Source organism: Enterobacter cloacae complex sp. 277I4 (genome assembly GCF_050031465.1).
Taxonomy (GTDB): Bacteria; Pseudomonadota; Gammaproteobacteria; order Enterobacterales; family Enterobacteriaceae; genus Enterobacter; species Enterobacter cloacae.
Genome location: NZ_JBLGWC010000001.1, coordinates 1,465,574 through 1,489,569, shown reverse-complemented (window position 1 = coordinate 1,489,569; position 23,996 = coordinate 1,465,574). Strand labels below are relative to the sequence as shown.

20 protein-coding genes and 1 pseudogene are annotated in these 23,996 nt (G+C 54.7%); 13 read left to right on the top strand and 8 right to left on the bottom strand.

Annotation, left to right across the window (positions count from 1 at the left end; all coding sequences use genetic code 11):
* Nucleotides 1–5: 5 nt before the first annotated feature.
* The 3 genes from ACQG19_RS07140 to ACQG19_RS07130 all read right to left on the bottom strand — a co-directional run bounded on the left by ACQG19_RS07140 (nucleotide 6) and on the right by ACQG19_RS07130 (nucleotide 2,615).
* Nucleotides 6–749, bottom strand: a complete 744-nt coding sequence (locus ACQG19_RS07140) for a type 2 GTP cyclohydrolase I (RefSeq protein ID WP_023621132.1) — start codon at nucleotides 747–749, stop codon at nucleotides 6–8.
* Nucleotides 750–759: 10 nt separating this feature from the next.
* Entirely contained in the window at nucleotides 760–2,172 is a 1,413-nt protein-coding gene (phrB, locus tag ACQG19_RS07135) for a deoxyribodipyrimidine photo-lyase (RefSeq protein WP_246931543.1), read from the bottom strand.
* Between the two features lie 236 nt (nucleotides 2,173–2,408).
* Nucleotides 2,409–2,615: a YbfA family protein gene (locus ACQG19_RS07130; RefSeq protein WP_013097552.1), complete on the bottom strand. Its 207-nt coding sequence runs from the start codon at nucleotides 2,613–2,615 to the stop codon at nucleotides 2,409–2,411.
* 309 nt (nucleotides 2,616–2,924) lie between these two features.
* On the opposite strand from ACQG19_RS07130, the gene kdpF reads away from it, so the two are divergent.
* The 9 genes from kdpF to potE all read left to right on the top strand — a co-directional run bounded on the left by kdpF (nucleotide 2,925) and on the right by potE (nucleotide 14,858).
* A complete protein-coding gene (kdpF, locus tag ACQG19_RS07125) occupies nucleotides 2,925–3,014 on the top strand; it encodes a K(+)-transporting ATPase subunit F (RefSeq protein ID WP_014069365.1) in 90 nt (29 codons plus the stop codon).
* On the top strand, nucleotides 3,014–4,693 hold the full coding sequence (kdpA, locus tag ACQG19_RS07120) for a potassium-transporting ATPase subunit KdpA (protein WP_246931545.1): 1,680 nt from the start codon (nucleotides 3,014–3,016) through the stop codon (nucleotides 4,691–4,693). The genes kdpF and kdpA overlap by 1 nt, the downstream gene beginning before the upstream one ends.
* Before the next feature lie 17 nt (nucleotides 4,694–4,710).
* Nucleotides 4,711–6,759: a potassium-transporting ATPase subunit KdpB gene (kdpB, locus tag ACQG19_RS07115; protein ID WP_246931547.1), complete on the top strand. Its 2,049-nt coding sequence runs from the start codon at nucleotides 4,711–4,713 to the stop codon at nucleotides 6,757–6,759.
* A gap of 12 nt (nucleotides 6,760–6,771) precedes the next feature.
* Nucleotides 6,772–7,347 (top strand): potassium-transporting ATPase subunit KdpC, encoded by a 576-nt coding sequence (gene kdpC, locus ACQG19_RS07110; protein WP_029883014.1) that lies wholly within the window; start codon nucleotides 6,772–6,774, stop codon nucleotides 7,345–7,347.
* Nucleotides 7,348–10,035 (top strand): two-component system sensor histidine kinase KdpD, encoded by a 2,688-nt coding sequence (kdpD, locus tag ACQG19_RS07105; protein ID WP_426725861.1) that lies wholly within the window; start codon nucleotides 7,348–7,350, stop codon nucleotides 10,033–10,035.
* Nucleotides 10,032–10,709 carry a two-component system response regulator KdpE gene (gene kdpE, locus ACQG19_RS07100; protein ID WP_013097557.1) on the top strand — a complete coding sequence of 226 codons (678 nt, stop codon included), beginning with the start codon at nucleotides 10,032–10,034 and terminating at the stop codon, nucleotides 10,707–10,709. Before kdpD ends, kdpE begins: the two co-directional genes overlap by 4 nt.
* 279 nt (nucleotides 10,710–10,988) lie before the next feature.
* Nucleotides 10,989–11,093 (top strand): leader peptide SpeFL, encoded by a 105-nt coding sequence (speFL, locus tag ACQG19_RS07095; protein WP_003858645.1) that lies wholly within the window; start codon nucleotides 10,989–10,991, stop codon nucleotides 11,091–11,093.
* Between the two features lie 256 nt (nucleotides 11,094–11,349).
* Entirely contained in the window at nucleotides 11,350–13,548 is a 2,199-nt protein-coding gene (speF, locus tag ACQG19_RS07090) for an ornithine decarboxylase SpeF (RefSeq protein ID WP_013097558.1), read from the top strand.
* Nucleotides 13,545–14,858 carry a putrescine-ornithine antiporter gene (potE, locus tag ACQG19_RS07085; RefSeq protein ID WP_013097559.1) on the top strand — a complete coding sequence of 438 codons (1,314 nt, stop codon included), beginning with the start codon at nucleotides 13,545–13,547 and terminating at the stop codon, nucleotides 14,856–14,858. Before speF ends, potE begins: the two co-directional genes overlap by 4 nt.
* Before the next feature lie 103 nt (nucleotides 14,859–14,961).
* On the opposite strand, the gene pgm is transcribed toward potE, so the two are convergent.
* Together pgm and seqA are read right to left on the bottom strand one after the other, a co-directional pair.
* Nucleotides 14,962–16,602 (bottom strand): phosphoglucomutase (alpha-D-glucose-1,6-bisphosphate-dependent), encoded by a 1,641-nt coding sequence (gene pgm / locus ACQG19_RS07080; protein ID WP_020684950.1) that lies wholly within the window; start codon nucleotides 16,600–16,602, stop codon nucleotides 14,962–14,964.
* A 24-nt stretch (nucleotides 16,603–16,626) separates the two neighbouring features.
* Nucleotides 16,627–17,175, bottom strand: coding sequence for a replication initiation negative regulator SeqA (seqA, locus tag ACQG19_RS07075; protein ID WP_020684949.1), 549 nt, complete (start codon nucleotides 17,173–17,175; stop codon nucleotides 16,627–16,629).
* 183 nt (nucleotides 17,176–17,358) lie between these two features.
* Here seqA and ybfF point away from each other — a divergent pair, with 183 nt between their 5' ends.
* From ybfF to fur, 4 genes are all read left to right on the top strand, one after another.
* Nucleotides 17,359–18,132, top strand: a complete 774-nt coding sequence (gene ybfF / locus ACQG19_RS07070) for an esterase (RefSeq protein ID WP_023621115.1) — start codon at nucleotides 17,359–17,361, stop codon at nucleotides 18,130–18,132.
* A 128-nt stretch (nucleotides 18,133–18,260) separates the two neighbouring features.
* Nucleotides 18,261–18,548, top strand: a complete 288-nt coding sequence (ybfE, locus tag ACQG19_RS07065) for a LexA regulated protein (protein ID WP_013097563.1) — start codon at nucleotides 18,261–18,263, stop codon at nucleotides 18,546–18,548.
* A gap of 155 nt (nucleotides 18,549–18,703) precedes the next feature.
* The gene (gene fldA, locus ACQG19_RS07060; RefSeq protein ID WP_008501067.1) at nucleotides 18,704–19,234 is read left to right on the top strand and encodes a flavodoxin FldA; all 531 of its coding nucleotides are present in this window, start codon (nucleotides 18,704–18,706) and stop codon (nucleotides 19,232–19,234) included.
* A gap of 290 nt (nucleotides 19,235–19,524) precedes the next feature.
* The gene (gene fur, locus ACQG19_RS07055) at nucleotides 19,525–19,971 is read left to right on the top strand and encodes a ferric iron uptake transcriptional regulator (RefSeq protein ID WP_010428651.1); all 447 of its coding nucleotides are present in this window, start codon (nucleotides 19,525–19,527) and stop codon (nucleotides 19,969–19,971) included.
* Between the two features lie 113 nt (nucleotides 19,972–20,084).
* Here fur and chiQ read toward each other — a convergent pair.
* The 3 genes and pseudogenes from chiQ to glnS form a co-directional block, all read right to left on the bottom strand.
* Nucleotides 20,085–20,408 (bottom strand): annotated as a pseudogene (gene chiQ / locus ACQG19_RS07050) (ChiQ/YbfN family lipoprotein); the annotation flags it as partial.
* Between the two features lie 44 nt (nucleotides 20,409–20,452).
* Nucleotides 20,453–21,850: a chitoporin ChiP gene (gene chiP / locus ACQG19_RS07045; protein ID WP_038418907.1), complete on the bottom strand. Its 1,398-nt coding sequence runs from the start codon at nucleotides 21,848–21,850 to the stop codon at nucleotides 20,453–20,455.
* A 446-nt stretch (nucleotides 21,851–22,296) separates the two neighbouring features.
* The gene (glnS, locus tag ACQG19_RS07040; protein WP_013097566.1) at nucleotides 22,297–23,964 is read right to left on the bottom strand and encodes a glutamine--tRNA ligase; all 1,668 of its coding nucleotides are present in this window, start codon (nucleotides 23,962–23,964) and stop codon (nucleotides 22,297–22,299) included.
* Between the last annotated feature and the right edge of the window lie 32 nt (nucleotides 23,965–23,996).

Sequence of the window (23,996 nt, the reverse complement as noted above, 5' to 3'; positions counted from 1 at the left end):
TCTCATCAGGCCGGGTTAGGGATATCAATAAAGGTGACATCCAGATCGGTATTTTCGGTCAGCCATTCGCTCAGGGCGCGAATGCCGCCGCGCTCGGTGGCGTGGTGACCTGCCGCGTAAAAATGCAGCCCCTGTTCACGGGCTGAATGGATGGTCTGCTCGGAGACTTCCCCGGTAATAAAGGCATCAACACCAAAACGCGCGGCGCTATCGATAAAGCCCTGACCGCCACCGGTGCACCAGGCGACACGCTTCACCGTATCCGGGCCGGTATCGCCGCTCCACAGCGGACGGCGGCCCAGACGAGCTTCAATCCAGGAGGCCAGCTCAAGACCCGGTACCGGCATCGACAGCTCGCCCCACGGTACCAGCGGCTCAATTTCACCCATCACGGTGATCCCTAACAGCTGCGCGAGCTGGACGTTGTTGCCAAGCTCGGGATGAGCGTCCAGCGGCAGGTGATAGCCATAGAGGTTGATATCATTCGCCAGCAACGTTTTCAGTCGGTTGCGCTTCATGCCGCGAACGATCGGTGATTCGTTCTTCCAGAAATAGCCGTGATGGACGATGACCGCATCGGCCTCCTGACGCACGGCTTCATCCAGCAACGCCTGACTGGCGGTCACACCGGTGATAATTTTTTGCACCGTGTCGCGCCCTTCAACCTGTAACCCGTTCGGGCCGTAGTCGCTGAAGGCACTGCTGTTCAGTTTTTCGTTGATCAGACTTTCCAGTTCGGTATTTTTCATCATGACTCTCTTACGCTTTGCGGGCCGCTTCGTACGCCGCCAGCGTGGCGACGCGTGCCTGTTTATGTTCAACAATCGGACGAGGATAATCGAGCGTTACGCCCTGTTTGTCCGCCCATGCCCACGGGTCGTGGATCGCCTTAGCGGGAACCGCTTTCAGCGCAGGCAACCAGTGGCGGATAAACGTCCCGTCCGCATCAAATTTTTGTCCCTGCGTGGTGGGATTAAAAATCCGGAAGTAAGGTGCCGCATCGGTTCCGGTCGAGGCCGCCCATTGCCAGCCGCCGTTATTCGCCGCGAGATCGCCATCGATCAGCTGAGAAATAAAATACCGCTCCCCGACACGCCAGTCGATAAGCAGATCTTTCACCAGGAAGCTGGCGGTAATCATCCGCAGGCGGTTATGCATCCATCCGGTTTCATTCAGCTGGCGCATCGCGGCGTCCACAATCGGGTAGCCGGTTTCACCCTTTTGCCAGGCCTGCAGCAGCGTCTCGTTTTGCTGCCACTGCACATTTTCGGTCCAGCGAATGAAAGGACGATGTTTACATAATTCAGGGTGATACGTCATCAGATGACGGTAGAATTCGCGCCAGATAAGCTCGTTAAGCCATACCGAGCCAGCGCCCCCCTCCAGCGCCTGGGGCTGCTCTGCCAGAAGACGGTGTAAACACTGGCGCGGAGAAAGCACGCCCAGCGCTAAACAGGCCGACAACCGGCTGGTACCTTCAATGGCGGGGAAATCCCGGCGTGCCTCGTAAGCGGCCGCCCCCGTTTTGCAGAACTGGCGCAGCTGCGCGATTGCCGCTTTTTCATCAGCCGGGAATAAAGAGTGCTCATACGCCTGTTGCGGATAGTCAAACGTCAGTTCAGGCAGGTCGTCTACACACTCCCCTCGCGCAGACGGCGCGGCAACACACTCCGGCAACGCCTCTTTCAGCCGTTTGATAAATGCATTTTTAAACGGCGTAAAGACCTTATACATCTCGCGATTGCCGGTCATTACGCTGCCCGGCGCCAGCATGACGCTGTCATCAAATCCCTGACACTCTACATCCCCGAGGATGCGCTCAAGCTCGCGATCGCGCTGCTGTTCATTGAATTCGTACTGGTAGTTGTAAAAAAGATGCGTAACGTCGTTCTGCTGACACACCTCCTGTACCGCGCTGAGCTGAGCGGTAAAATCGCTGACCTCTTTGTAAATCAACGGAATGCCTTTTTCCGCCAGCGAACGTTGCAGGGCATTCAGATGCGAACAGAGATAAGCGGCTTGTCGGGGGGCCATATCATGCTGCTGCCACTGTCCGGGAGTAGCGATAAACAGTGCCAGCACGCGGGCGTGTTCAGAGCGACAGGCTGCCGCCAGGGCGATGTTATCATGCAGGCGCAGATCCGCGCGAAACCAAACCAGATGGGTGGGCATAAAACTCCAGGCAATTGTCCATTATGTCCGTAAGGGCATGCCGTAAAACGAAAAAGGCACGCATTGAACTACTTTGCCATGAAGTGTAGACAGGATGAAATAAGGTAGTGGCTGTTGATGACTCAGAATAAGAAGTTATGCCTGAAAACCACCCAACGAACCGCGAATCCGGAGGGACAAAAAAAACCGCCACATTGCTGTAGGCGGTTTGTTTATTGCTGTGTGTAGTCTTTTTATTAGTAGAAATCACAGGTCGCTTTTTCGGCCTGATCCATCCATACCGGCTTCTCGCTGGTTTTTGCCCAGACGCGGTGCAGATAGCTGTAAAAACGTGCGCGATCTTTCCAGAACAACATCACCGGCAGGGCCAGCACGCCAGCCACTACGGCGAAAGCGCGACGCATGAACACGATATGAGCCGGATACTCTTTATAAAGATCCATATTTTTCTCCCCTGTAGTTGGCCGGAAACTGACTCCGGAAAATTCAAAAACTGTGACCTGGCTAAAATAATATCGCTTTGTTTGTAATTTTACTACTCATCCGACCACTTATTTTTAGCCGTTTAGCCAAAATTTACATTCACACCGTAATTAAGTTACAAAAAAGTTAACGATTTACTTATCAATAGTTAAATTGTGGGCTTTGCCATTTTTATACTTTTTTTACACCCCTCGTCCTGATTTTTGCGAAATCTTTGCGCCATAAATCCTACCGTTAGCACAAATACAAATGTCACCCGGAGGTGGATTGTGAGTGCAGGCCTTATTGCCGGCATCGTGCTGGTGTTCCTGTTATTGGGCTATCTGGTTTATGCCCTGATTAATGCGGAGGCATTCTGATGGCTGCTCAGGCGTTTTTGCTTATTGCCAGTTTTTTAGGGGTGTTGTTCCTGCTGGCAAGACCGCTGGGAACAGTGCTGGCAAGGATGATTAACAACGTGGCGCTGCCGGTGGCAGGTCGCGTAGAAAAAGTGATCTGGCGCGTTCTGGGCATTCGGGAGGGGGAAATGAACTGGCGCCAGTATCTGATGGCGCTCCTGCTGCTGAATATTGTCGGCCTCATCGTCCTCTTCAGCATGCTGATGCTGCAGGGGAGCTTACCGCTCAACCCGCAGCAGTTACCGGGTCTGTCCTGGCATCTGGCGCTGAACACGGCAGTCAGCTTTGTCACTAACACCAACTGGCAGTCCTATGCCGGGGAAACCACGCTGAGCTACTTTAGCCAGATGGCCGGGTTAACCGTGCAAAACTTCCTCTCTGCTGCCACCGGTATTGCGGTGATCTTCGCGCTCACGCGTGCCTTTGCGCGTCAAAATATCAGCACGCTGGGCAACGCATGGGTCGATCTGACACGCATCACGCTGTGGATACTGCTCCCTGTTGCCCTCATTATCGCGCTGTTCTTTATTCAGCAAGGTACCCTGCAAAACCTGCTGCCTTACGCGCCGTATACCTCTCTGGAAGGGGCAAAACAGCTTTTGCCTATGGGGCCGGTGGCCTCGCAGGAAGCCATTAAGATGCTCGGGACTAACGGCGGTGGCTTCTTCAACGCCAACTCGTCGCATCCGTTTGAAAACCCAACAGCGCTGACCAACTTTGTCGAAATGCTGGCGATCTTCCTGATCCCCGCCGCGCTCTGTTTTGCCTTTGGCGATGTGGTCAACGACCGCCGTCAGGGACGCACCCTTCTGTGGACCATGTCTCTGATCTTCGTGGTCTGCGTCGCGCTGGTGATGTGGGCGGAATGGAAAGGTAATCCGCATTTCCTGACGCTGGGCGCTGACAGCGCGATCAACATGGAAGGGAAAGAGAGTCGCTTTGGCATCCTGTCCAGCAGTTTGTTTGCCGTGGTTACCACCGCAGCCTCGTGCGGGGCGGTTAACGCCATGCATGACTCCTTTACGGCACTGGGTGGCATGATCCCAATGTGGCTGATGCAGATTGGCGAAGTGGTGTTTGGCGGCGTGGGCTCTGGTCTTTACGGCATGCTGCTGTTTGTGCTGCTGGCGGTGTTTATCGCCGGTCTGATGATTGGCCGTACCCCGGAATACCTGGGCAAAAAAATCGACGTCCGGGAGATGAAATTAACCGCGCTGGCCATTCTGGTCACGCCTGCTCTCGTGCTGCTCGGCACCGCGCTGGCACTGATGACCGAAGCCGGGCGCAGCGGCATCTTTAACCCGGGTATCCATGGCTTTAGTGAAGTGCTCTACGCCGTCTCGTCTGCGGCGAACAACAACGGCAGCGCCTTTGCAGGCTTAAGCGCCAATTCGCCTTTCTGGAACTGTCTGCTGGCTTTCTGCATGTTTGTCGGCCGCTTCGGCGTGATTGTGCCGGTGATGGCCATCGCCGGATCGCTGGTGAATAAAAAAATCCAACCGACCACCACCGGTACATTACCGACACACGGTGCGCTGTTTATTGGCCTGCTGACCGGCACCGTGTTGCTGGTAGGCGCCCTGACCTTTATCCCCGCCCTCGCGTTAGGCCCGGTCGCGGAAACCCTCTCTTTACGCTGATTTTGCGGAGAATTGTCATGAGTCGTAAACAACTGGCCCTGTTCGAACCGTCGTTAGTTCGTCAGGCCCTCATGGATGCGGTGAAAAAGCTGAGCCCGCGCGTACAGTGGCACAACCCGGTGATGTTTATCGTCTGGGCAGGCAGCGTGCTGACTACCGTCCTGGCGCTTGCCATGGGAACAGGTCACCTCCCGGGCAACGCGATGTTCACCGGAGCCATCAGCCTGTGGCTGTGGTTTACCGTGCTGTTTGCCAACTTTGCCGAGGCGCTGGCGGAAGGCCGCAGTAAAGCGCAGGCCAATAGCCTGAAAGGGGTAAAAAAGACCGCCTTCGCACGCAAATTACGTGAGCCAAAATACGGCGCGCAGATGGACCACGTGCCGGCAGATGAGCTGCGTAAAGGCGATGTGGTGCTGGTGGAAGCCGGTGACATCATCCCCTGTGATGGCGAAGTCATTGAAGGGGGCGCCTCGGTAGACGAGAGCGCCATTACCGGGGAATCTGCGCCGGTCATTCGTGAATCTGGCGGTGACTTCGCCTCGGTCACGGGCGGGACGCGTATTCTCTCCGACTGGCTGGTGATCCAGTGCAGCGTCAACCCGGGTGAAACCTTCCTCGACCGGATGATCGCCATGGTAGAGGGCGCGCAGCGTCGTAAAACACCCAACGAAATTGCCCTCACCATTCTGCTGGTGGCGCTGACCATCGTCTTCCTGCTGGCTACCGCCACGCTGTGGCCCTTCTCCAGCTACGCGGGCACCGCGGTCAGCATCACCGTGCTGGTGGCGCTGCTGGTCTGCCTGATCCCAACCACCATCGGCGGCCTGCTCTCCGCTATTGGTGTGGCGGGTATGAGCCGCATGCTGGGCGCGAACGTTATCGCCACCAGCGGACGCGCCGTAGAGGCCGCCGGTGACGTGGATGTGCTGCTGCTGGATAAAACCGGGACCATCACCCTCGGCAACCGCCAGGCCTCCGAGTTTTTAACTGCCCCGGGCGTGGATGAAAAAACGCTGGCCGATGCCGCCCAGCTCTCGTCTCTTGCCGATGAAACGCCGGAAGGCCGCAGCATCGTTATTCTGGCGAAACAGCGCTTTAATCTGCGCCAGCGTGATGTGCAGAGCCTGCACGCCACTTTTGTCCCCTTTACGGCACAAACCCGAATGAGCGGTATCAACATTCAGGAGCGCATGATCCGCAAAGGTTCCGTTGATGCCATTCGTCGCCACATTGAAGCCAACAACGGCCATTTTCCACCGGAAGTGGACAATCTGGTTGAGAGCGTTGCTCGCCAGGGGGCCACACCGCTGGTCGTAGCCGAAGGGGCGAATGTGCTGGGGGTGATTGCGCTGAAGGACATCGTCAAAGGCGGCATTAAAGAGCGTTTCGCCCAGTTGCGTAAAATGGGGATTAAAACGGTGATGATCACCGGGGATAACCGGCTGACTGCCGCCGCGATTGCCGCAGAAGCGGGCGTGGATGATTTCCTCTCGGAAGCCACACCGGAAGCCAAGCTGGCGTTGATCCGTCAGTACCAGGCGGAAGGTCGTCTGGTCGCGATGACCGGTGACGGCACCAACGACGCCCCTGCCCTCGCACAGGCCGACGTGGCGGTGGCGATGAACTCCGGTACCCAGGCGGCAAAAGAGGCGGGCAACATGGTCGATCTTGACTCTAACCCGACCAAGCTGATTGAAGTGGTGCATATCGGTAAACAGATGCTGATGACGCGCGGGTCATTAACCACGTTCAGTATCGCCAATGACGTGGCGAAGTATTTCGCCATTATTCCCGCGGCGTTCGCGGCCACCTATCCGCAGCTAAACGCGCTGAACGTGATGCATCTGCACTCCCCGTCTTCGGCCATTCTCAGTGCGGTGATTTTCAACGCCCTGATTATTGTCTTCCTGATCCCGCTGGCGCTGAAAGGGGTGAGCTATAAACCGCTGACGGCTGCTGCCATGCTGCGCCGTAACCTGTGGATTTACGGGCTGGGCGGGCTGCTGGTGCCCTTTATCGGGATTAAAGCTATCGACCTGCTGTTAACGCTGTTCGGGCTGGTTTAAAAGGTGAATCAAATGACGATGTTACGTCCCGCTATACTTCTGTTTATTCTGCTGTCTCTCATTACCGGTGGGCTTTACCCGCTGCTGACCACCACGCTGGGCCAGTGGTGGTTCAAGGATCAGGCCAATGGCTCGCTGATCATACAGCAGGGTGAAAACCGCGGCTCCCGCCTGATTGGTCAAAACTTTACGGATGCCCGGTACTTTCAGGGACGCCCTTCCGCTACCGCCGATAGCCCGTATAATCCGATGGCATCCGGCGGGAGCAACCTGGCGGGCAGTAATCCTGAACTGGACAAAGCCATCGCTGAGCGTGTGGCGGCCCTGCGCAGCGCCAACCCGCAGGCCAGCCGGGAGATTCCAGTTGAACTGGTGACCGCCTCCGCCAGTGGGCTGGACTACAGCCTGACGCCTGAAGCGGTGGCCTGGCAGATACCGCGCGTCGCCGCTGCCCGTCATCTGAGCGTCGAGCAGGTCAGCCAGCTGGTGGCAGCGCACACGCAAAAGCCGCTGGTCAGTTTCATTGGCATGCCGGTAGTGAATATTGTTGAGCTGAATCTGGCGCTGGACGCGCTAAGGAATAACTAAATGACCGACGAGCCCTTGCGCCCGGATCCTGACAGGCTGCTGGAACAGACAGCTGAAGCCCATCGCGGCAAGCTGAAAATTTTCTTCGGTGCCTGCGCGGGCGTCGGGAAAACCTTCGCCATGCTGACAGAAGCTCAGCGGCTTCGGGCTCAGGGGCTCGATATTCTAATCGGCGTGGTGGAAACCCACGGCCGTAAAGAGACCGCGGCGTTGTTAAAGGGGCTGGCCACGCAGCCTCCTCGCCGTATCAGCCATCGTGGCAGGCTGGTGACGGAGTTTGATCTCGACGCCGCCCTCGCCCGCCGCCCCGCCCTTATTCTGATGGACGAACTGGCGCACAGCAATGCGCCAGGCTCGCGCCACCCCAAACGCTGGCAGGACGTAGAAGAGCTACTTGAAGCCGGGATTGACGTCTTCACTACGGTGAATGTTCAGCATCTCGAAAGCCTGAACGACGTGGTCAGCGGCGTGACCGGCATTCAGGTGCGCGAAACGGTGCCGGATCCGTTCTTTGACTCCGCTGATGAAGTGGTGCTGGTGGATCTGCCGCCAGACGATCTGCGCCAGCGCCTGCATGAAGGGAAAGTCTATATTGCAGGCCAGGCCGAACGCGCTATCGAACACTTCTTTCGTAAAGGCAACCTGATTGCCCTGCGCGAACTGGCCCTGCGCCGCACCGCCGATCGCGTGGATGACCAGATGCGTGCCTGGCGCGATCTGCAAGGACAGGAACGCGTCTGGCATACGCGGGATGCCATCCTGCTGTGCATTGGTCACGGTAGCGGCAATGAAAAGCTTGTCCGTACCGCCGCCCGGCTGGCTGCGAAATTCGGCAGCGTCTGGCACGCGGTGTATGTCGAAACGCCGCAGCTTCACGCCCTGCCAGAAAACCAGCGTCGCGCGATCCTGAGTTCGCTGCGCCTGGCCCAGGAGCTGGGGGCGGAAACCGCGACCCTCTCCGATCCGCAGGAAGATAAAGCCATTCTGCGCTACGCGCGTGAGCACAACCTGGGCAAAATTGTCATTGGCCGTCGCCAGCACCGGCGCTGGTTTAGCCGCGAATCGTTTGCCGACAAGCTGGCCCGGCGTGCACCCGACCTGGATCTGGTGGTCGTGGCGCTGGACGACAAACCCACGCCGTTACCCAACCGTGCGCCAGACAGCCGCACGTTCACCGATAAATGGCGCATCCAGCTTCGCGGTTGCCTTATCGCCGTCGTGCTTTGCGCCCTGATTACCTTTATTGCCAGCCAGTGGCTGATTGCGTTTGATGCCGCCAACCTGGTGATGATCTACCTGCTCGGCGTGGTGCTGGTGGCGCTCTTTTACGGGCGCTGGCCGTCAGTCCTGGCAACGGTAATTAACGTCATCAGCTTCGATCTCTTCTTTATCGACCCGCGCGGAACGCTTGCCGTCTCGGATGTACAGTACGTCCTCACGTTTGCCGTCATGCTCACCGTCGGGCTGGTGATCGGGAATCTGACGGCAGGCGTTCGATATCAGGCACGTATCGCCCGCTATCGTGAACAGCGCACCCGACATTTATACGAGATGTCTAAATCGCTGGCGGTAGGCCGCACGCCGCTGGATATCGTCCAGACCAGCGAGCAGTTTATCCGCTCGACATTTAACGCCAGTAACCTGATTTTACTCCCGGATGAGCACGGTAAGCTGCGCCCGCTGACGTCGGCCACGGGCATGACGCCGTGGGATGAGGCCATTGCACGCTGGAGCTTCGATAAAGGGTTACCGGCAGGCGCAGGGACAGACACCCTCCCCGGCGTGCCGTATCAGATCCTGCCGCTGCGCAGCGCGGATAAAAATCAGGGGCTGGTCATCGTCGAGCCTTCTAATCTGCGCCAGCTGATGATCCCCGAGCAGCAGAGGCTGCTCGAGACCTTTACGTTGCTGGTTGCCAGCGCCCTGGAGCGGCTGGCGCTGACGGCCAGCGAAGAACAGGCCCGGCTGGCAAGCGAGCGCGAAAGCATTCGCAACTCGCTGCTGGCGGCGCTCTCACACGATCTTCGCACGCCTCTCACCGTGCTGTTTGGCCAGTCGGAAATTCTGACCCTAGATCTGGCGGCGGAAGGTTCAAAACACGCCCTGCAGGCCAGCGAGATCCGCCAGCACGTGCTGAACACCACGCGACTGGTGAATAACCTGCTCGATATGGCGCGGATACAGTCTGGCGGGTTCAACCTCAAAAAAGAGTGGCTTACGCTTGAGGAAGTGGTAGGAAGCGCGCTGAAAATGCTGGAGCCCGGTCTCGGCGGACGGCATATCGCCCTGAACATGCCCGATCCCCTGACATTAATTCACGTTGATGGCCCGCTGTTTGAGCGGGTGTTAATTAATCTGCTGGAAAATGCGGGTAAATATGCCGGAGCACACGCGCAAATTGGGGTGAATGCTTCGGTGGAAGATCACACCCTGCGGCTCGATGTCTGGGACACCGGGCCCGGTATTCCTGCCGGGCAGGAAAAAGCGATATTCGAAAAATTCTCACGGGGCAATAAAGAGTCTGCCATTCCGGGGGTTGGGCTGGGTCTGGCGATCTGCCAGGCCATTATTGACGTCCATGGCGGCACCATTTCGGCGGAGAACCGCCCGGAAGGAGGTGCACGTTTTTGTGTTACACTTCCTCTGGACACCCCGCCAGAACTTGATGAATTACCAGAGGATTTGTGATCAACGTCCTGATTGTAGAAGATGAACTCGCCATTAGCCGGTTTCTGCGCGCTGCGCTGGAAGGTGACGGTCTGCGCGTTCATGATGCCGGTACGCTCCAGCGCGGGTTGATTGAAGCCGCTACCCGCAAGCCGGACCTGGTGATCCTCGATCTCGGTTTGCCGGATGGCGACGGTATCGATTTTATTCGCGAGGTGCGCCAGTGGAGCCAGATGCCCATTCTGGTGCTCTCCGCACGCACCGAAGAGTCGGATAAAATCGCCGCGCTGGATGCCGGGGCGGACGACTATCTTATTAAACCTTTTGGGATTGGTGAGTTACAGGCTCGCCTTCGTGTGGCGCTGCGTCGCCACGGTGCCGCCACGCCTGCCGACCCAACGTACACTTTCGGTGATGTGCACGTTGATCTCGCTTCGCGACGTATTGTGCGCGGTGAAGAGGAGATCCATCTCACGCCGATAGAGTTCCGCCTGCTTGCGGTTTTGCTCAACAACCACGGTAAGGTGCTGACCCAACGTCAGCTGCTGGCTCAGGTGTGGGGACCCAACGCCGTGGAACATAGTCACTATTTACGCATATATATGGGCCACCTGCGCCAGAAACTTGAAACCGACCCCGCACGTCCTCGCCATTTATTAACTGAAACCGGTATCGGTTATCGGTTTATGCTTTGAATAACTATTCAATTTTATTTCCAATAAAAACAAACCCACCCACATAATTCCGTTTAAATAAGCCATAAGCGATAATTTTGGCTTATTTTTGCTCATCCAAAACACAAACAACACAATCCGTTAACGCATCATCAACAAACCAGTTTTTTGATCTGCGATAGTCATTGAAAACGAATAATTATTTCTGATTTGATCGGTTAAGGGTGATCTGATTCACAGTTAATCGCTTTTTCCTGGATAAAATGACCATGCTTTCAATTACTGAAAGGAAAATGAAACATGGAAAACAATAATCGCTTGATGCCCCATATAAGGCGGACAACACATATCATGATGTTTGCCCACCGAAACTGCTTTGACTTCCATCTCTTTAATGCCCGGTAGTCCTTCGACTTCTGGCGCACCCGCTTGCAGGTTAACCTGAAAAAACTCTATTTTACAGGCCGTTGCCTGTGAAGGCGTGCGTTCATTCAATTTAATTCAGACTTATCCGCAGCCGGGCGGACTGAATCTCATTCATTAAAAAGCAACTTACTGATTTTTTATCAGCGGCCACACTTTGCTTTTTTTTCCGGACATTATCGATTTCTTTCTTGCGAGAAATCGAGGGACGAATATTGCCTTAAATAAAGAGAGAAAGATGAAAAGTTTAAAAATTGCAACCAGCCGTGCATGCCCTGATTGCTTTACCACTCACCGTGAACTGGTAGATGTCAGCACCTCTGATTATATTGACGTGGCCGCCATTGTTCTGGCCGTGAGCGATATTTCCAGTGGCACTCTGGAAGAAATAGAAGCTACCGGGTTTGGTATTCCCGTATTCATTGCGACACATAAAGAAGAGTTCATTCCGGCTGAATATTTATCGCGCATCCACGGTGTGTTTGAGTGTTCAGAGACCAGTAACGACTTTTACGGACGTCAACTGGAAGCGGCCGCGCAGAAGTACGAAACCCAGCTACGCCCCCCGTTTTTCCGCGCACTGGTCGACTACGTGAATCAGGGCAACAGCGCATTCGATTGTCCGGGGCATCAGGGTGGGCAATTTTTCCGCCGTCATCCTGCCGGTAATCAATTTGTCGATTTCTTCGGCGAAACGCTTTTCCGCTCCGATCTGTGCAACGCCGACGTGGCCATGGGGGATCTGCTGATTCATGAAGGCGCGCCGTGCATTGCCCAGCAACACGCGGCGAAAGTGTTTAATGCGGATAAAACCTACTTTGTGCTGAACGGTACCTCATCATCTAACAAAGTGGTGCTAAACGCCCTGCTCACCCCCGGCGACCTGGTGCTGTTCGATCGTAATAACCATAAATCCAACCACCACGGAGCCCTGCTTCAGGCGGGTGCCACGCCGGTCTATCTGGAAACTGCGCGCAACCCGTACGGCTTTATTGGTGGGATTGATGCCCACTGTTTTGAGGAGAGCTACCTGCGCGAGCTGGTATCGGAAGTGGCGCCGGGTCGCGCGCGTGACGAACGTCCGTTCCGTCTGGCGGTGATCCAGCTGGGCACCTACGATGGCACCATTTATAACGCCCGCCAGGTCGTCGATAAAATTGGTCACCTGTGCGACTACATCCTGTTCGATTCTGCCTGGGTGGGCTACGAGCAATTTATTCCGATGATGGCCGACTGCTCTCCGCTGCTGCTGGAGCTGAACGAAAACGATCCGGGGATCCTGGTTACGCAGTCAGTGCATAAACAGCAGGCGGGTTTTTCGCAGACCTCGCAAATTCACAAGAAAGACCGCCATATTAAAGGCCAACCGCGCTATGTCCCGCACAAGCGCCTGAATAACGCCTTTATGATGCACGCCTCCACCAGCCCGTTCTACCCCCTGTTTGCCGCACTGGATATCAACGCCCGCATGCACGAGGGGCAGAGTGGCCGCAATATGTGGATGGACTGCGTGGTTACCGGCATTGAAGCACGCAAGCTGATCCTGGAGAACTGCCAGTTTATTCGCCCGTTCGTGCCGGAGCTGGTAGATGGCCGTCCGTGGGAAAGCTGGGACACGGCTGAAATTGCCACCGACCTGCGCTTCTTCCACTTTGTGCCGGGTGAAAACTGGCACGCTTTTGAAGGGTATGCCGAGCATCAATACTTTATCGACCCGTGCAAACTGCTGTTGACCACGCCGGGCATCAACGCCCGTACCGGCGAGTATGAGGATTTCGGCGTGCCCGCCACCATCCTGGCTAACTTCCTGCGTGAAAACAGCATCGTGCCGGAGAAATGCGATCTCAACTCGATCCTGTTCCTGCTGACCCCTGCGGAAGATATGGGCAAGCTGCAGCAGCTGGTGGCACAGTTGGTTCGTTTCGAAAAACTGCTTCAGACCGATGCGCCATTAAAAGAGGTGCTTCCGTCTATCTGTAAGCAATACCCGGAACGCTACGCCGGTTATACCCTGCGCCAGATATGCCAGGAGATGCATGAACTGTACGCCCGCCATAACGTGAAACAGCTGCAAAAAGAGATGTTCCGCAAGTCTCACTTCCCTCGCGTGATGATGAACCCGCAGGACGCAAACTATGCGTATCTGCGTGGTGAGGTTGAACTGGTCTCGCTGCGTGATGCGGAAGGCCGTATTGCCGCCGAAGGCGCCCTGCCTTACCCACCAGGCGTGCTGTGCGTGGTTCCGGGTGAAGTCTGGGGAGGCTCCGTCCTGCGCTACTTTGCCGCGCTGGAGGAGGGTATCAATCTTTTACCGGGCTTCGCACCGGAACTGCAGGGTGTGTACGTCGAGGAGTGTGACGGACGCAAACAGGTTCGCTGTAACGTCATCAAACAACCCGCCGCTCAGCCCGCGCTGCTGAAAGGAGAAAAATTATGAGTAAGTCCAACAAGATGGGCGTGGTGCAGCTGACCATCCTCACCATGGTCAACATGATGGGGTCAGGGATTATTATGCTGCCCACCAAACTTGCCGAGGTGGGTACCATTTCGATTATCTCCTGGCTGGTAACCGCGGTCGGCTCCATGGCGCTGGCATGGGCATTTGCCAAATGCGGAATGTTCAGCCGTAAGTCAGGCGGGATGGGCGGCTACGCCGAATACGCCTTCGGCAAATCTGGCAACTTTATGGCTAACTACACCTATGGCGTGTCGCTGCTGATCGCCAACGTGGCGATTGCCATCTCCGCCGTGGGTTACGGTACGGAGCTGTTTGGTGCCACGCTCAGCCCGGTGCAAATTGGGCTGGCGACCATCGGCGTACTGTGGATCTGCACCGTGGCCAACTTTGGCGGCGCGCGCATCACCGGCCAGCTGAGTAGCATCACCGTCTGGGGCGTGATTATCCCGGTTGTGGGGCTGTGCATCATCGGCTGGTTCTGGTTCAGTCCGACCCTGTACGCGAACTCCTGGAACCCGCACCATGTGCCGTTCTTTTCCGCTGTGGGGTCCTCTATCGCCATGACGTTATGGGCCTTCCTCGGTCTGGAATCTGCCTGTGCTAATGCGGAAGTGGTAGAGAACCCGGAAAAGAACGTCCCGATTGCCGTTCTTGGCGGAACGTTGGGCGCGGCGGTGATCTATATCGTCTCCACTAACGTTATTGCCGGTATCGTACCGAACATGGATTTGGCTAACTCCACGGCGCCGTTTGGGCTGGCCTTCGCGCAGATGTTCACCCCGGAAGTCGGGAAAGTGATCATGGGGCTGATGGTCATGTCCTGTTGCGGTTCACTCCTCGGCTGGCAGTTCACCATTGCGCAGGTGTTTAAATCTTCGGCTGACGAAGGTTACTTCCCGAAAATCTTCTCCCGCGTGACCAAAGCCGATGCGCCGGTGCAGGGCATGCTGGCCATTGTCATCTTCCAGAGCGGATTGTCGCTGATGACCATTAGCCCGTCGCTGAACAGCCAGTTCAACGTGCTGGTCAACCTGGCGGTGGTGACAAATATCATTCCATATATTCTGTCGATGGCGGCGCTGGTGATCATTCAGAAGGTGGCGAAAGTCGATCCCCGTAAAGCACGGGCGGCCAATATTGTGGCACTGATTGGGGCGATTTACAGCTTCTATGCGCTCTACTCATCCGGCCAGGAGGCGATGCTTTATGGTGCGATGGTGACCTTTATGGGCTGGACGCTGTACGGGCTGGTCTCACCGCGGTTTGAATTGAAGAATAAACATAGTTAGGTAAAAGCAAAACGGCAACCCAAGGGTTGCCGTTTTTCGTGTTTTCACCCTCTCCCTGTGGGAGAGAGCCGGGGTGAGGGCATCAGCCCGCACCGAACACCACTTACGCGTTTTTCAGCACTTCGCTGACAATCTCTACCGCTTCTTTCTCAATCTGCTGGCGATGCTCAGCGCCGAGGAAGCTTTCACAATAGATTTTGTACGCATCTTCCGTACCGGATGGACGCGCGGCGAACCAGCCATTTTCGGTCATCACCTTCAGCCCCCCGATAGAGGCACCGTTACCCGGCGCTGCCGTCAGACGGGCCGTGATGGGATCACCGGCCAGCGTGCTGGCACTGACCATCTCCGGAGAGAGTTTAGACAGGGCTGCTTTCTGTGCGGAGGTCGCGCTTGCCTGGATACGGTTGTAGCTCGGTGCACCAAAGCGCGCCGCCAGCTCGTCGTAGTGTTCCTGCGGGTTCTTGCCGGTGACCGCGGTGATCTCCGCCGCCAGCAGACACATGATGATACCGTCTTTGTCGGTTGACCATGGTGTGCCATCGAAACGCAGGAAGGATGCCCCCGCGCTCTCTTCACCACCAAAGCCGAAGCTGCCGTCATGCAGACCGTCAACAAACCATTTAAAGCCCACCGGCACTTCCACCAGCTTGCGACCCAGCGCATCGACCACGCGGTCGATCATGGCTGAAGAGACCAGCGTTTTACCCACAGCCACCTCTTTGCCCCACTGTGGACGATGCTGGAACAGGTAGTTGATTGCCACAGCCAGGTAGTGGTTTGGGTTCATCAGCCCGGCCGGGGTAACGATACCGTGGCGGTCATAATCCGGGTCGTTGGCGAAGGCCAGATCGAATTTGTCACGCAGTGCCAGCAGGCCTGCCATCGCGCACTCGGAGGAGCAGTCCATACGGATCGCGCCGTCTTTATCAAGGTGCATAAAGCGGAAGGTCTGATCGACGTGATCGTTAACGATGGTCAGATCCAGCTTGTAATGCTCTGCAATGCGTTTCCAGTATTCAATACCGGAGCCGCCCAGCGGATCCACCCCCAGCTTCAGGCCGGCTTTCTGGATAGCCGCCATATCGACGATATCCGCCAGCCCTTCCACGAACGGCTGCACCAGATCCTGCTCTTTCACGTGGCCGGACGCCATGGCCGCATCCAGAGAAATACGCTTAACGCCTTTCAGACCATCGGCCATTAAGGCGTTGGCGCGGTCTTCCACCACTTTGGTGACGTTGGTATCTGCCGGGCCACCGTTAGGTGGGTTGTATTTGATACCACCGTCTTCCGGCGGGTTGTGAGAAGGCGTGATAACGATACCGTCAGCCTGTGGGCCACCTTTTTTGTTGTGCACAAGGATAGCGTTAGAGACGGCAGGCGTTGGGGTGAAACCGTTATTTTCCTGCACAATTACATCAACGCCGTTCGCCGCCAGAACTTCCAGCACGGAAATGAATGCCGGTTCAGACAGGGCGTGAGTATCTTTCCCCACGTAGCACGGACCGGTAACACCGTTTTTGGCGCGCTCTTCCGCGATGGCCTGAGCAATGGCCAGAATGTGCGGTTCGTTAAAGCTATGGCGTGCGGCGCTACCGCGATGGCCTGATGTCCCAAACTTCACTGCGTGTTCTGCGTTGCCCACGACCGGTTTCAGCACATAATACTGCGCGGTCAGCTGAGCGACGTTAATCAAATCGCTTTGTTGTGCAGGTTGGCCTGCACGGCTGTGATTTGCCATTACCGGGTCCTTCTGATGCAAGGGTTAAATTGTACCGCAAACCTTTTCAATCAATTCCGCCGGGAACTGCATGGACTGCATGATGTGTTCAACCATGCTGCACTTGCGGCCCGTATTGGTATTGGTGATGACCCAGTACGGTGTGCCAGGGACATGTTTAGGTTTGGTCTGGTTGCCATTTTGCAGCAGCGTCTGCTCGTCGCCCGCGAAATAGACGCGCGTGCGACCGTGCAGCGACTCAGTCGCTTCAGCAAACGCCTTGTTATCCAGTGAATAAAGTGTAGACAGCACCAGCATGAAGCGGTTGACCGCTTTTTTCTGCTCTGCATATTCATCAGACAGCAGCAGCTCGCGCATCGCACGTACTTTGTCTTTCACCTGCACGACGGCAGGTTTTGCTTGTGCAACAACACTCGGCTGAGACACGACATCTTTAGTGGCTGGGGTAGCAGACGGTGAGGCGGCGGAAATTTTAAGCATACGCCGTAAAATGTCGGACGCGCTCTCCCCGATATGCCGCGTTTGGCTGGCAATAAACTGATAGAGTTCGTCATCAACTTCGATTGTTTTCATCTTAATCCAGTGCGATATCTTATCTGAATACAAGTCGTTGAGATTATAAAGTCAAATCCCAACAGCGGATAGCGTCAAACCAGGTTGGCGGCAAAAGTCAGATTAAACTGGAACCTTGCAGCCGGGCGGCAGAATGGTCAACATAATACCCTAACCTGTCACACCTAAAAAAAGAACTTTGCCATGAAATTGAATACCCGAGCGCAATCTGCACAATCGCCGAACACGAATCCTCCCATCGTACTGGTTCACGGGCTGTTTGGCAGCCTGGATAACCTGGGCGTGCTGGCGCGCGATCTGGTTACCGATCACGATATTTTGCAGGTGGATATGCGAAATCATGGCCTTTCCGGGCGTTCAGAAGAGATGACCTATGCGGCCATGGCGCAGGATCTGCTGGATACGCTGGATGCCAACAATCTCGAGAAAGTGACGTTGATCGGGCATTCAATGGGCGGCAAAGCGGTCATGGCACTGACGGCTCTGGCACCAGAAAGAATAAGTGGCCTGGTGGTCATAGATGTCGCCCCGGTGGATTACCACGTGCGTCGCCATGATGAGATTTTCGCCGCCATCAACGCAGTGACCAACGCTGGCGTCTCGACGCGCCAACAGGCAGCTGTCGTTATGCGTGAGCATCTGGATGAAGAAGGGGTTATCCAGTTTCTGCTGAAATCGTTCGTTGACGGCCAGTGGCGGTTCAACGTGCCGGTGCTGTGGGAGCAGTACGATAACATCGTTGGTTGGGAAACCGTTCCGGCATGGCCGCACCCTACCCTCTTCATTCGTGGCGGCAATTCGCCCTACGTTACCGACGCCTGTCGCGATACCCTGCTGGCGCAATTCCCGCAGGCACGCGCTCATGTCATAGCTGGCGCCGGACATTGGGTTCATGCGGAAAAACCAGACGCCGTCTTACGCGCCATTCGCCGCTATCTGACTGATACGGCAAATTGATTAAAAAGAGAGCGACTGGAAGGCTGCGGGCTTCCAGTCGTTGGCGTGCCGTTTTTGGTGATGTATGATGGCGCGCTTATCGCCCAGGCATTAGCAGGGCGGCGTGTTTCCCCCGAAGTCTCAGAATCATGGCCAAAGAACAAACGGACCGTACGACACTAGATCTGTTCGCGAATGAGCGTCGACCGGGACGACCAAAAACGAATCCGCTTTCGCGCGACGAACAGCTGCGTATTAATAAACGCAACCAGCTTAAACGCGATAAAAATCGTGGGCTTAAGCGTGTCGAACTGAAGCTCAACGCCGACGCTGTCGATGCGCTAAACGAACTGGCTGACGCGCGTAATATCAGCCGCAGCGAGCTGATCGAAGAGATGTTACTCACCCAACTCGAGACCATGCGCAGTAAGGCATAAGTCCGAAAAATCCCTTTATTACCCTTTTCATGTAGCACAGAGTGCAGTCCTGCGCGATAGCTGTTTCCGCAGGGTTGCCTGTTCTGCTATTATTGCCTTTATCCGTGGACAAATTGCGCCACCATACCATTAAGTATCAAGAGGTTATTTTACTCATGGCAATTATCGGCATTTTCTTCGGCAGTGATACCGGCAATACCGAAAATATCGCAAAAAACATTCAGAAACAGCTCGGTAAAGACGTTGCCGATGTGCACGACATCGCCAAGAGCAGCAAAGAAGATCTCGAAGGCTATGACATCCTGCTGCTGGGTATTCCGACCTGGTATTACGGTGAAGCCCAGTGTGACTGGGATGATTTCTTCCCAACGCTGGAAGAGGTGGATTTCAACGGCAAGCTGGTTGCCCTGTTTGGCTGCGGCGACCAGGAAGATTATGCAGAGTACTTCTGTGATGCGCTGGGCACCATCCGCGACATTATTGAGCCAAACGGTGCCGTTATTGTAGGTCACTGGCCTACCGCTGGTTATCACTTCGAAGCGTCTAAAGGTCTGGCAGACGACGATCACTTCGTGGGTCTGGCGATTGACGAAGATCGTCAGCCAGAACTGACCGCCGAGCGCGTTGAAAAATGGGTTAAGCAGATCCGTGAAGAGCTGCACCTGGACGATATTCTTAACGCCTGATGATTCTTGCGGCGCAACGGTGGTTGCGCCCATAAACCAGGTCAAACCGATTAAATTAATTGCTACAATCTTTTAACTTTTTCGCCCAGACCTGTACAATGACCCCCTGATAAAACGTGGCTTTCACAATGCAAGTTTGTTGGTGATACCACGTTTTTATAAGCATACTTTACCTGAGACTTGCAGTTTTCATTTAGCCATGGCAGTTCTATAATGAGACGCATTATCCCGGGTGCAATTTCTGTCACTTCCTACAGAAGTGAATCGTTTAGCAACAGGACAGATTCCGCATGACTGACAACAATACCGCATTAAAGAAGGCTGGCCTGAAAGTTACGCTTCCTCGGTTAAAAATCCTTGAAGTGCTTCAGGGTCCAGACAATCACCATGTCAGTGCGGAAGACCTTTATAAGCGTCTTATCGACATGGGCGAAGAGATTGGGCTGGCAACCGTCTATCGTGTGCTGAACCAGTTTGATGACGCGGGCATTGTCACCCGTCATAATTTCGAAGGCGGTAAATCTGTATTCGAACTGACTCAACAGCATCACCACGATCACCTGATCTGCCTGGATTGCGGCAAGGTCATTGAATTCAGCGATGATTCCATTGAATCTCGCCAGCGTGAAATCGCCGCACGTCACGGTATCCGCCTGACGAACCACAGCCTGTACCTGTATGGTCATTGCGCTGAAGGCGATTGCCGCGAAGACGATCACGCGCACGACGCGAAATAAACACGTTTCATACTCTGAGCCAGCCGCAAGGTTGGCTTTTTTTTGCCTGCGGTCTGGCAAAAAAAAAAGCCCGGCAGCGCAGCGCCACCGGGCATGATAACAGCGAGAAAATGGCTGTTGTTGCTGCGAATCTCTTTCCAGATCTGATCGCAACGCTTCGCGACTTCCTGATCGTTACCGGTTTTACGCGCCTGGATACAGGCCTGATAATCCATTACACGAATATTCTCCTGGGTTGCGAACTGTTCATGCGCTTTCTCTTTTTTCAGCACATTCAGCACGCTCTGACAGGCTTCGATCTTCTCCGGCGAACCTTCCGCCGTATTGATACACGCGCTGTAGGCTTCTTTCAGACGGGAGTCCTCTTTCGGGGCCTGATTCTGCGCACAAGCCACCAGTCCCGATGCCAGCAACGCGACGATTACAATCTTTTTCATATGTAGTCTCCGGTCCGGCGGGAATTACCCCGCCGGACGAGTCATCAGAAGATGGTGAACGGAGCGATAACCATGAATTTCACGTCGCGTTCATCCTGGAAGATGTTGCCGTAACCGCCCGCGTAGCTCGGGATATCGGAGTGGTTGTCGTATTGTGTAAAGTGCAGTTTGAACATAGTACCTTTGGCGCGACCATCCTGCAGGGTGTAGATCGCATCCAGGCTGTAAGCGGATTCTTTGAGACGATAGTTTGGATCGTAGTATGCGTCTGGCGTTGCCATATCAGCAGGCTTCGCATCCCATGCGTAGGCGTAAGATGCCCCCACCGCCCAGCCTGGCAGGTTCCAGTTTTTCAGATCATACATTGCGCCGAAGAAGACTGCTTTTTCGCCATCGGCGTTGAAGTCGGAACGGTTATCCCACCAGATATCCAGACGACCGTTTGAAGATGCATAGGTTGGGGTCATACGCTGCAGGAAGTAGCCCTGCTGCCCTTCCGCTTTTACCCACGTTCCTTCAAGACGCAAATCTACCTGACCGACTTTGTAGCCGAAGGTCAGCGCCTGCAACCACGCCGTGCCGTCATAAATATCATTCACGCCACCGTCACTGACTTTATCTCGCGTACCGTAGAACTGGTAGCTGGTACTCAGCGGGCTACCCGCGATGTCAAATTTATAACTGGCCTTAGCAAAATACTGATCGATATAACCTTCCGCCTGACCAAATGCCGCTTCAAGCACTAAATCATTTTTAAAGTCGTACTTCGCGCCCAGCGAGTGAAGATAATCCACTTTGGTCTTTTTATCGTTCTGGTAGAACTTGTCCATTTCGATATGCCATGGCGCTTTATACTCGTTGGTCCACATATACGAGAAGCTCAACGCACCTGCGTCACCGTAATCAAAATTGGCACCCGCTTCTGCCCCCTGATAGGTACCTGGCATAAAGCTCCAGTGCGGTGCTAACAGGGTTTGACCGGTTGGCTGAATATAACCACCGCGCGCCCATACCGGGCCGTATTTAAATTTCGCAGCAGCTTTATACAGGCTGATACCGCTTTTATCTCCAGACCAGTCTTCTTTATACGCTTTATTACTGGAGGAGAAGGCTATTTCGTTCGGGTGGCCGCTGTCACCATTTTCCGCCATTTCAATTGCCGTGAAGGCGGCAATATCCAGACCGAACATATCGGCAGCGTAACCAGACTGGAAATCCAGATTGGCGTTCCAGGTAGAGTGAGAAAGGTTCGTTTTATATTTATCTTCCGTGACATCTTTACGGTCACGTTCACGCTGCCAGTAATAAATACCGCCCGTGAGGGTTGAATCATCGATGAAACCTGCTGCTTTAGCGTCTGGCGTCACCACCAGGCCTGACATTGCTGTCACACCGGCAATAGCCAGCGCCAGCGCACTACGTTTGCCACTGAACGTACGCATAGATTATTCCTCTTTGACGAATTAAAACGCCTAAAACGGCGAAAAATATAAAAGACCTGATGGTCAGGGGTAGTCGGAAATACCCTCGAATAACTACCGTCTTTAGGTTATTTTTCGCGACGCGAATTATCAATGCTTTTCGGTGGCTAAAACTCAGGATTATGACGAAGAGCACATAATTGGTAGTGCTTTGTAACATTTAACGGGATGCCAGAACTGGCGGGGGAAAAGGCCGATTTTCAATAAGTAACGCGTTAAATGATATTCTTTTTACGGTGTGTCAGACTTTTGAAAGGGGATAAACTTTTTTTAAAAAAAATAAGTAGCACCACATTGACCTGTTATTTTAATAAACGCTATTTGGCTACTGCTTTAAAGGCATGATCACTCTATAAAAAAACGCCGCATTACGCGGCGTTTGTTTCTCATTGACCAGCGCGGCGTTATTATTCGCCGATCTTCGTCCAGGTATCACGCAGACCAACCGTACGGTTAAATACCGGTTTTTCAGCGGTGCTGTGACGACTGTCCAGGCAGAAGTAACCTTCACGTTCAAACTGGAACGCTTTACCCGCCTCAGCCGCTTTCAGGGATGGCTCAGCGTAACCCTGTTTGATGACCAGCGATTCCGGGTTGATGGTCGCCAGGAAGTCTTCTGCTGCGCCTGGGTTAGGCACGCTGAACAGACGATCGTACAGACGAATCTCTACCGGCAGCGCGTGTGATGCACTGACCCAGTGGATCACGCCTTTCACCTTACGACCGTCCGCTGGATCTTTGCTCAGAGTCTCGGCATCGTAAGTGCAGAAGATCGTGGTGATGTTGCCTTCAGCATCTTTCTCTACGCGCTCAGCCTTGATCACATAGGCGTTACGCAGACGCACCTCTTTACCGAGCACCAGTCGCTTGTACTGCTTGTTCGCTTCTTCGCGGAAGTCAGCACGATCGATCCAGATTTCACCACTGAACGGTACGTCACGGCTGCCCATCTCCGGTTTGTTCGGATGGTTAGGCATCGAGACCATTTCGCTCGCACCCTGCGGATAGTTTTCGATAACCAGTTTTACCGGGTCGATAACGGCCATCGCGCGCGGCGCGTTTTCGTTCAGATCTTCACGAATGCAGGATTCCAGAGACGCCATCTCAATGGTGTTATCCTGCTTGGTCACGCCAATGCGTTTGCAGAACTCACGGATTGACGCCGCGGTGTAGCCACGACGGCGCAGACCAGAGATGGTCGGCATACGTGGGTCGTCCCAGCCTTCAACGTGCTTATCGGTCACCAGCAGGTTCAGCTTACGCTTGGACATCACGGTGTATTCCAGATTCAGACGAGAGAACTCGTACTGACGCGGATGCACCGGAATCGTGATGTTATCCAGCACCCAGTCGTACAGACGACGGTTGTCCTGGAATTCCAGCGTACACAGCGAGTGGGTGATGCCTTCCAGCGCATCGCTGATGCAGTGGGTGAAGTCGTACATCGGGTAGATGCACCACTTGTTACCGGTCTGGTGATGTTCAGCGAATTTAATGCGGTACAGCACCGGGTCGCGCATCACGATAAACGGTGATGCCATATCGATTTTGGCACGCAGGCACGCTTTACCTTCCTCGAAGCCACCAGCACGCATTTTTTCAAACAGCGCCAGGTTCTCTTCCACGCTGCGATCGCGGAACGGGCTGTTTTTACCCGGTGCCGTCAGCGTGCCGCGGTATTCACGGATTTCATCCGCAGAGAGCTCGTCAACGTAGGCCAGACCTTTATTGATCAGCTCAACGGCATAGGCATACAGCTGATCGAAATAGTCAGAGGAGTAGCAGATATCGCCAGACCAGTTGAAGCCCAGCCATTGCACGTCGTTCTTAATGGACTCAACGTATTCGATGTCTTCTTTTACTGGGTTGGTGTCATCGAAACGCAGGTTGCACTGCCCCTGGTAATCCTGTGCGATACCAAAGTTCAGGCAGATCGATTTGGCGTGACCAATGTGCAGGTAGCCATTAGGCTCCGGCGGGAAACGCGTATGCACCGTGGTGTGCTTACCACTGGCCAGATCTTCATCGATGATCTGACGAATAAAGTTACTCGGGCGGGCTTCTGCCTCACTCATCGTGGATTCCTCAAAGCGTAAACAACGTATAA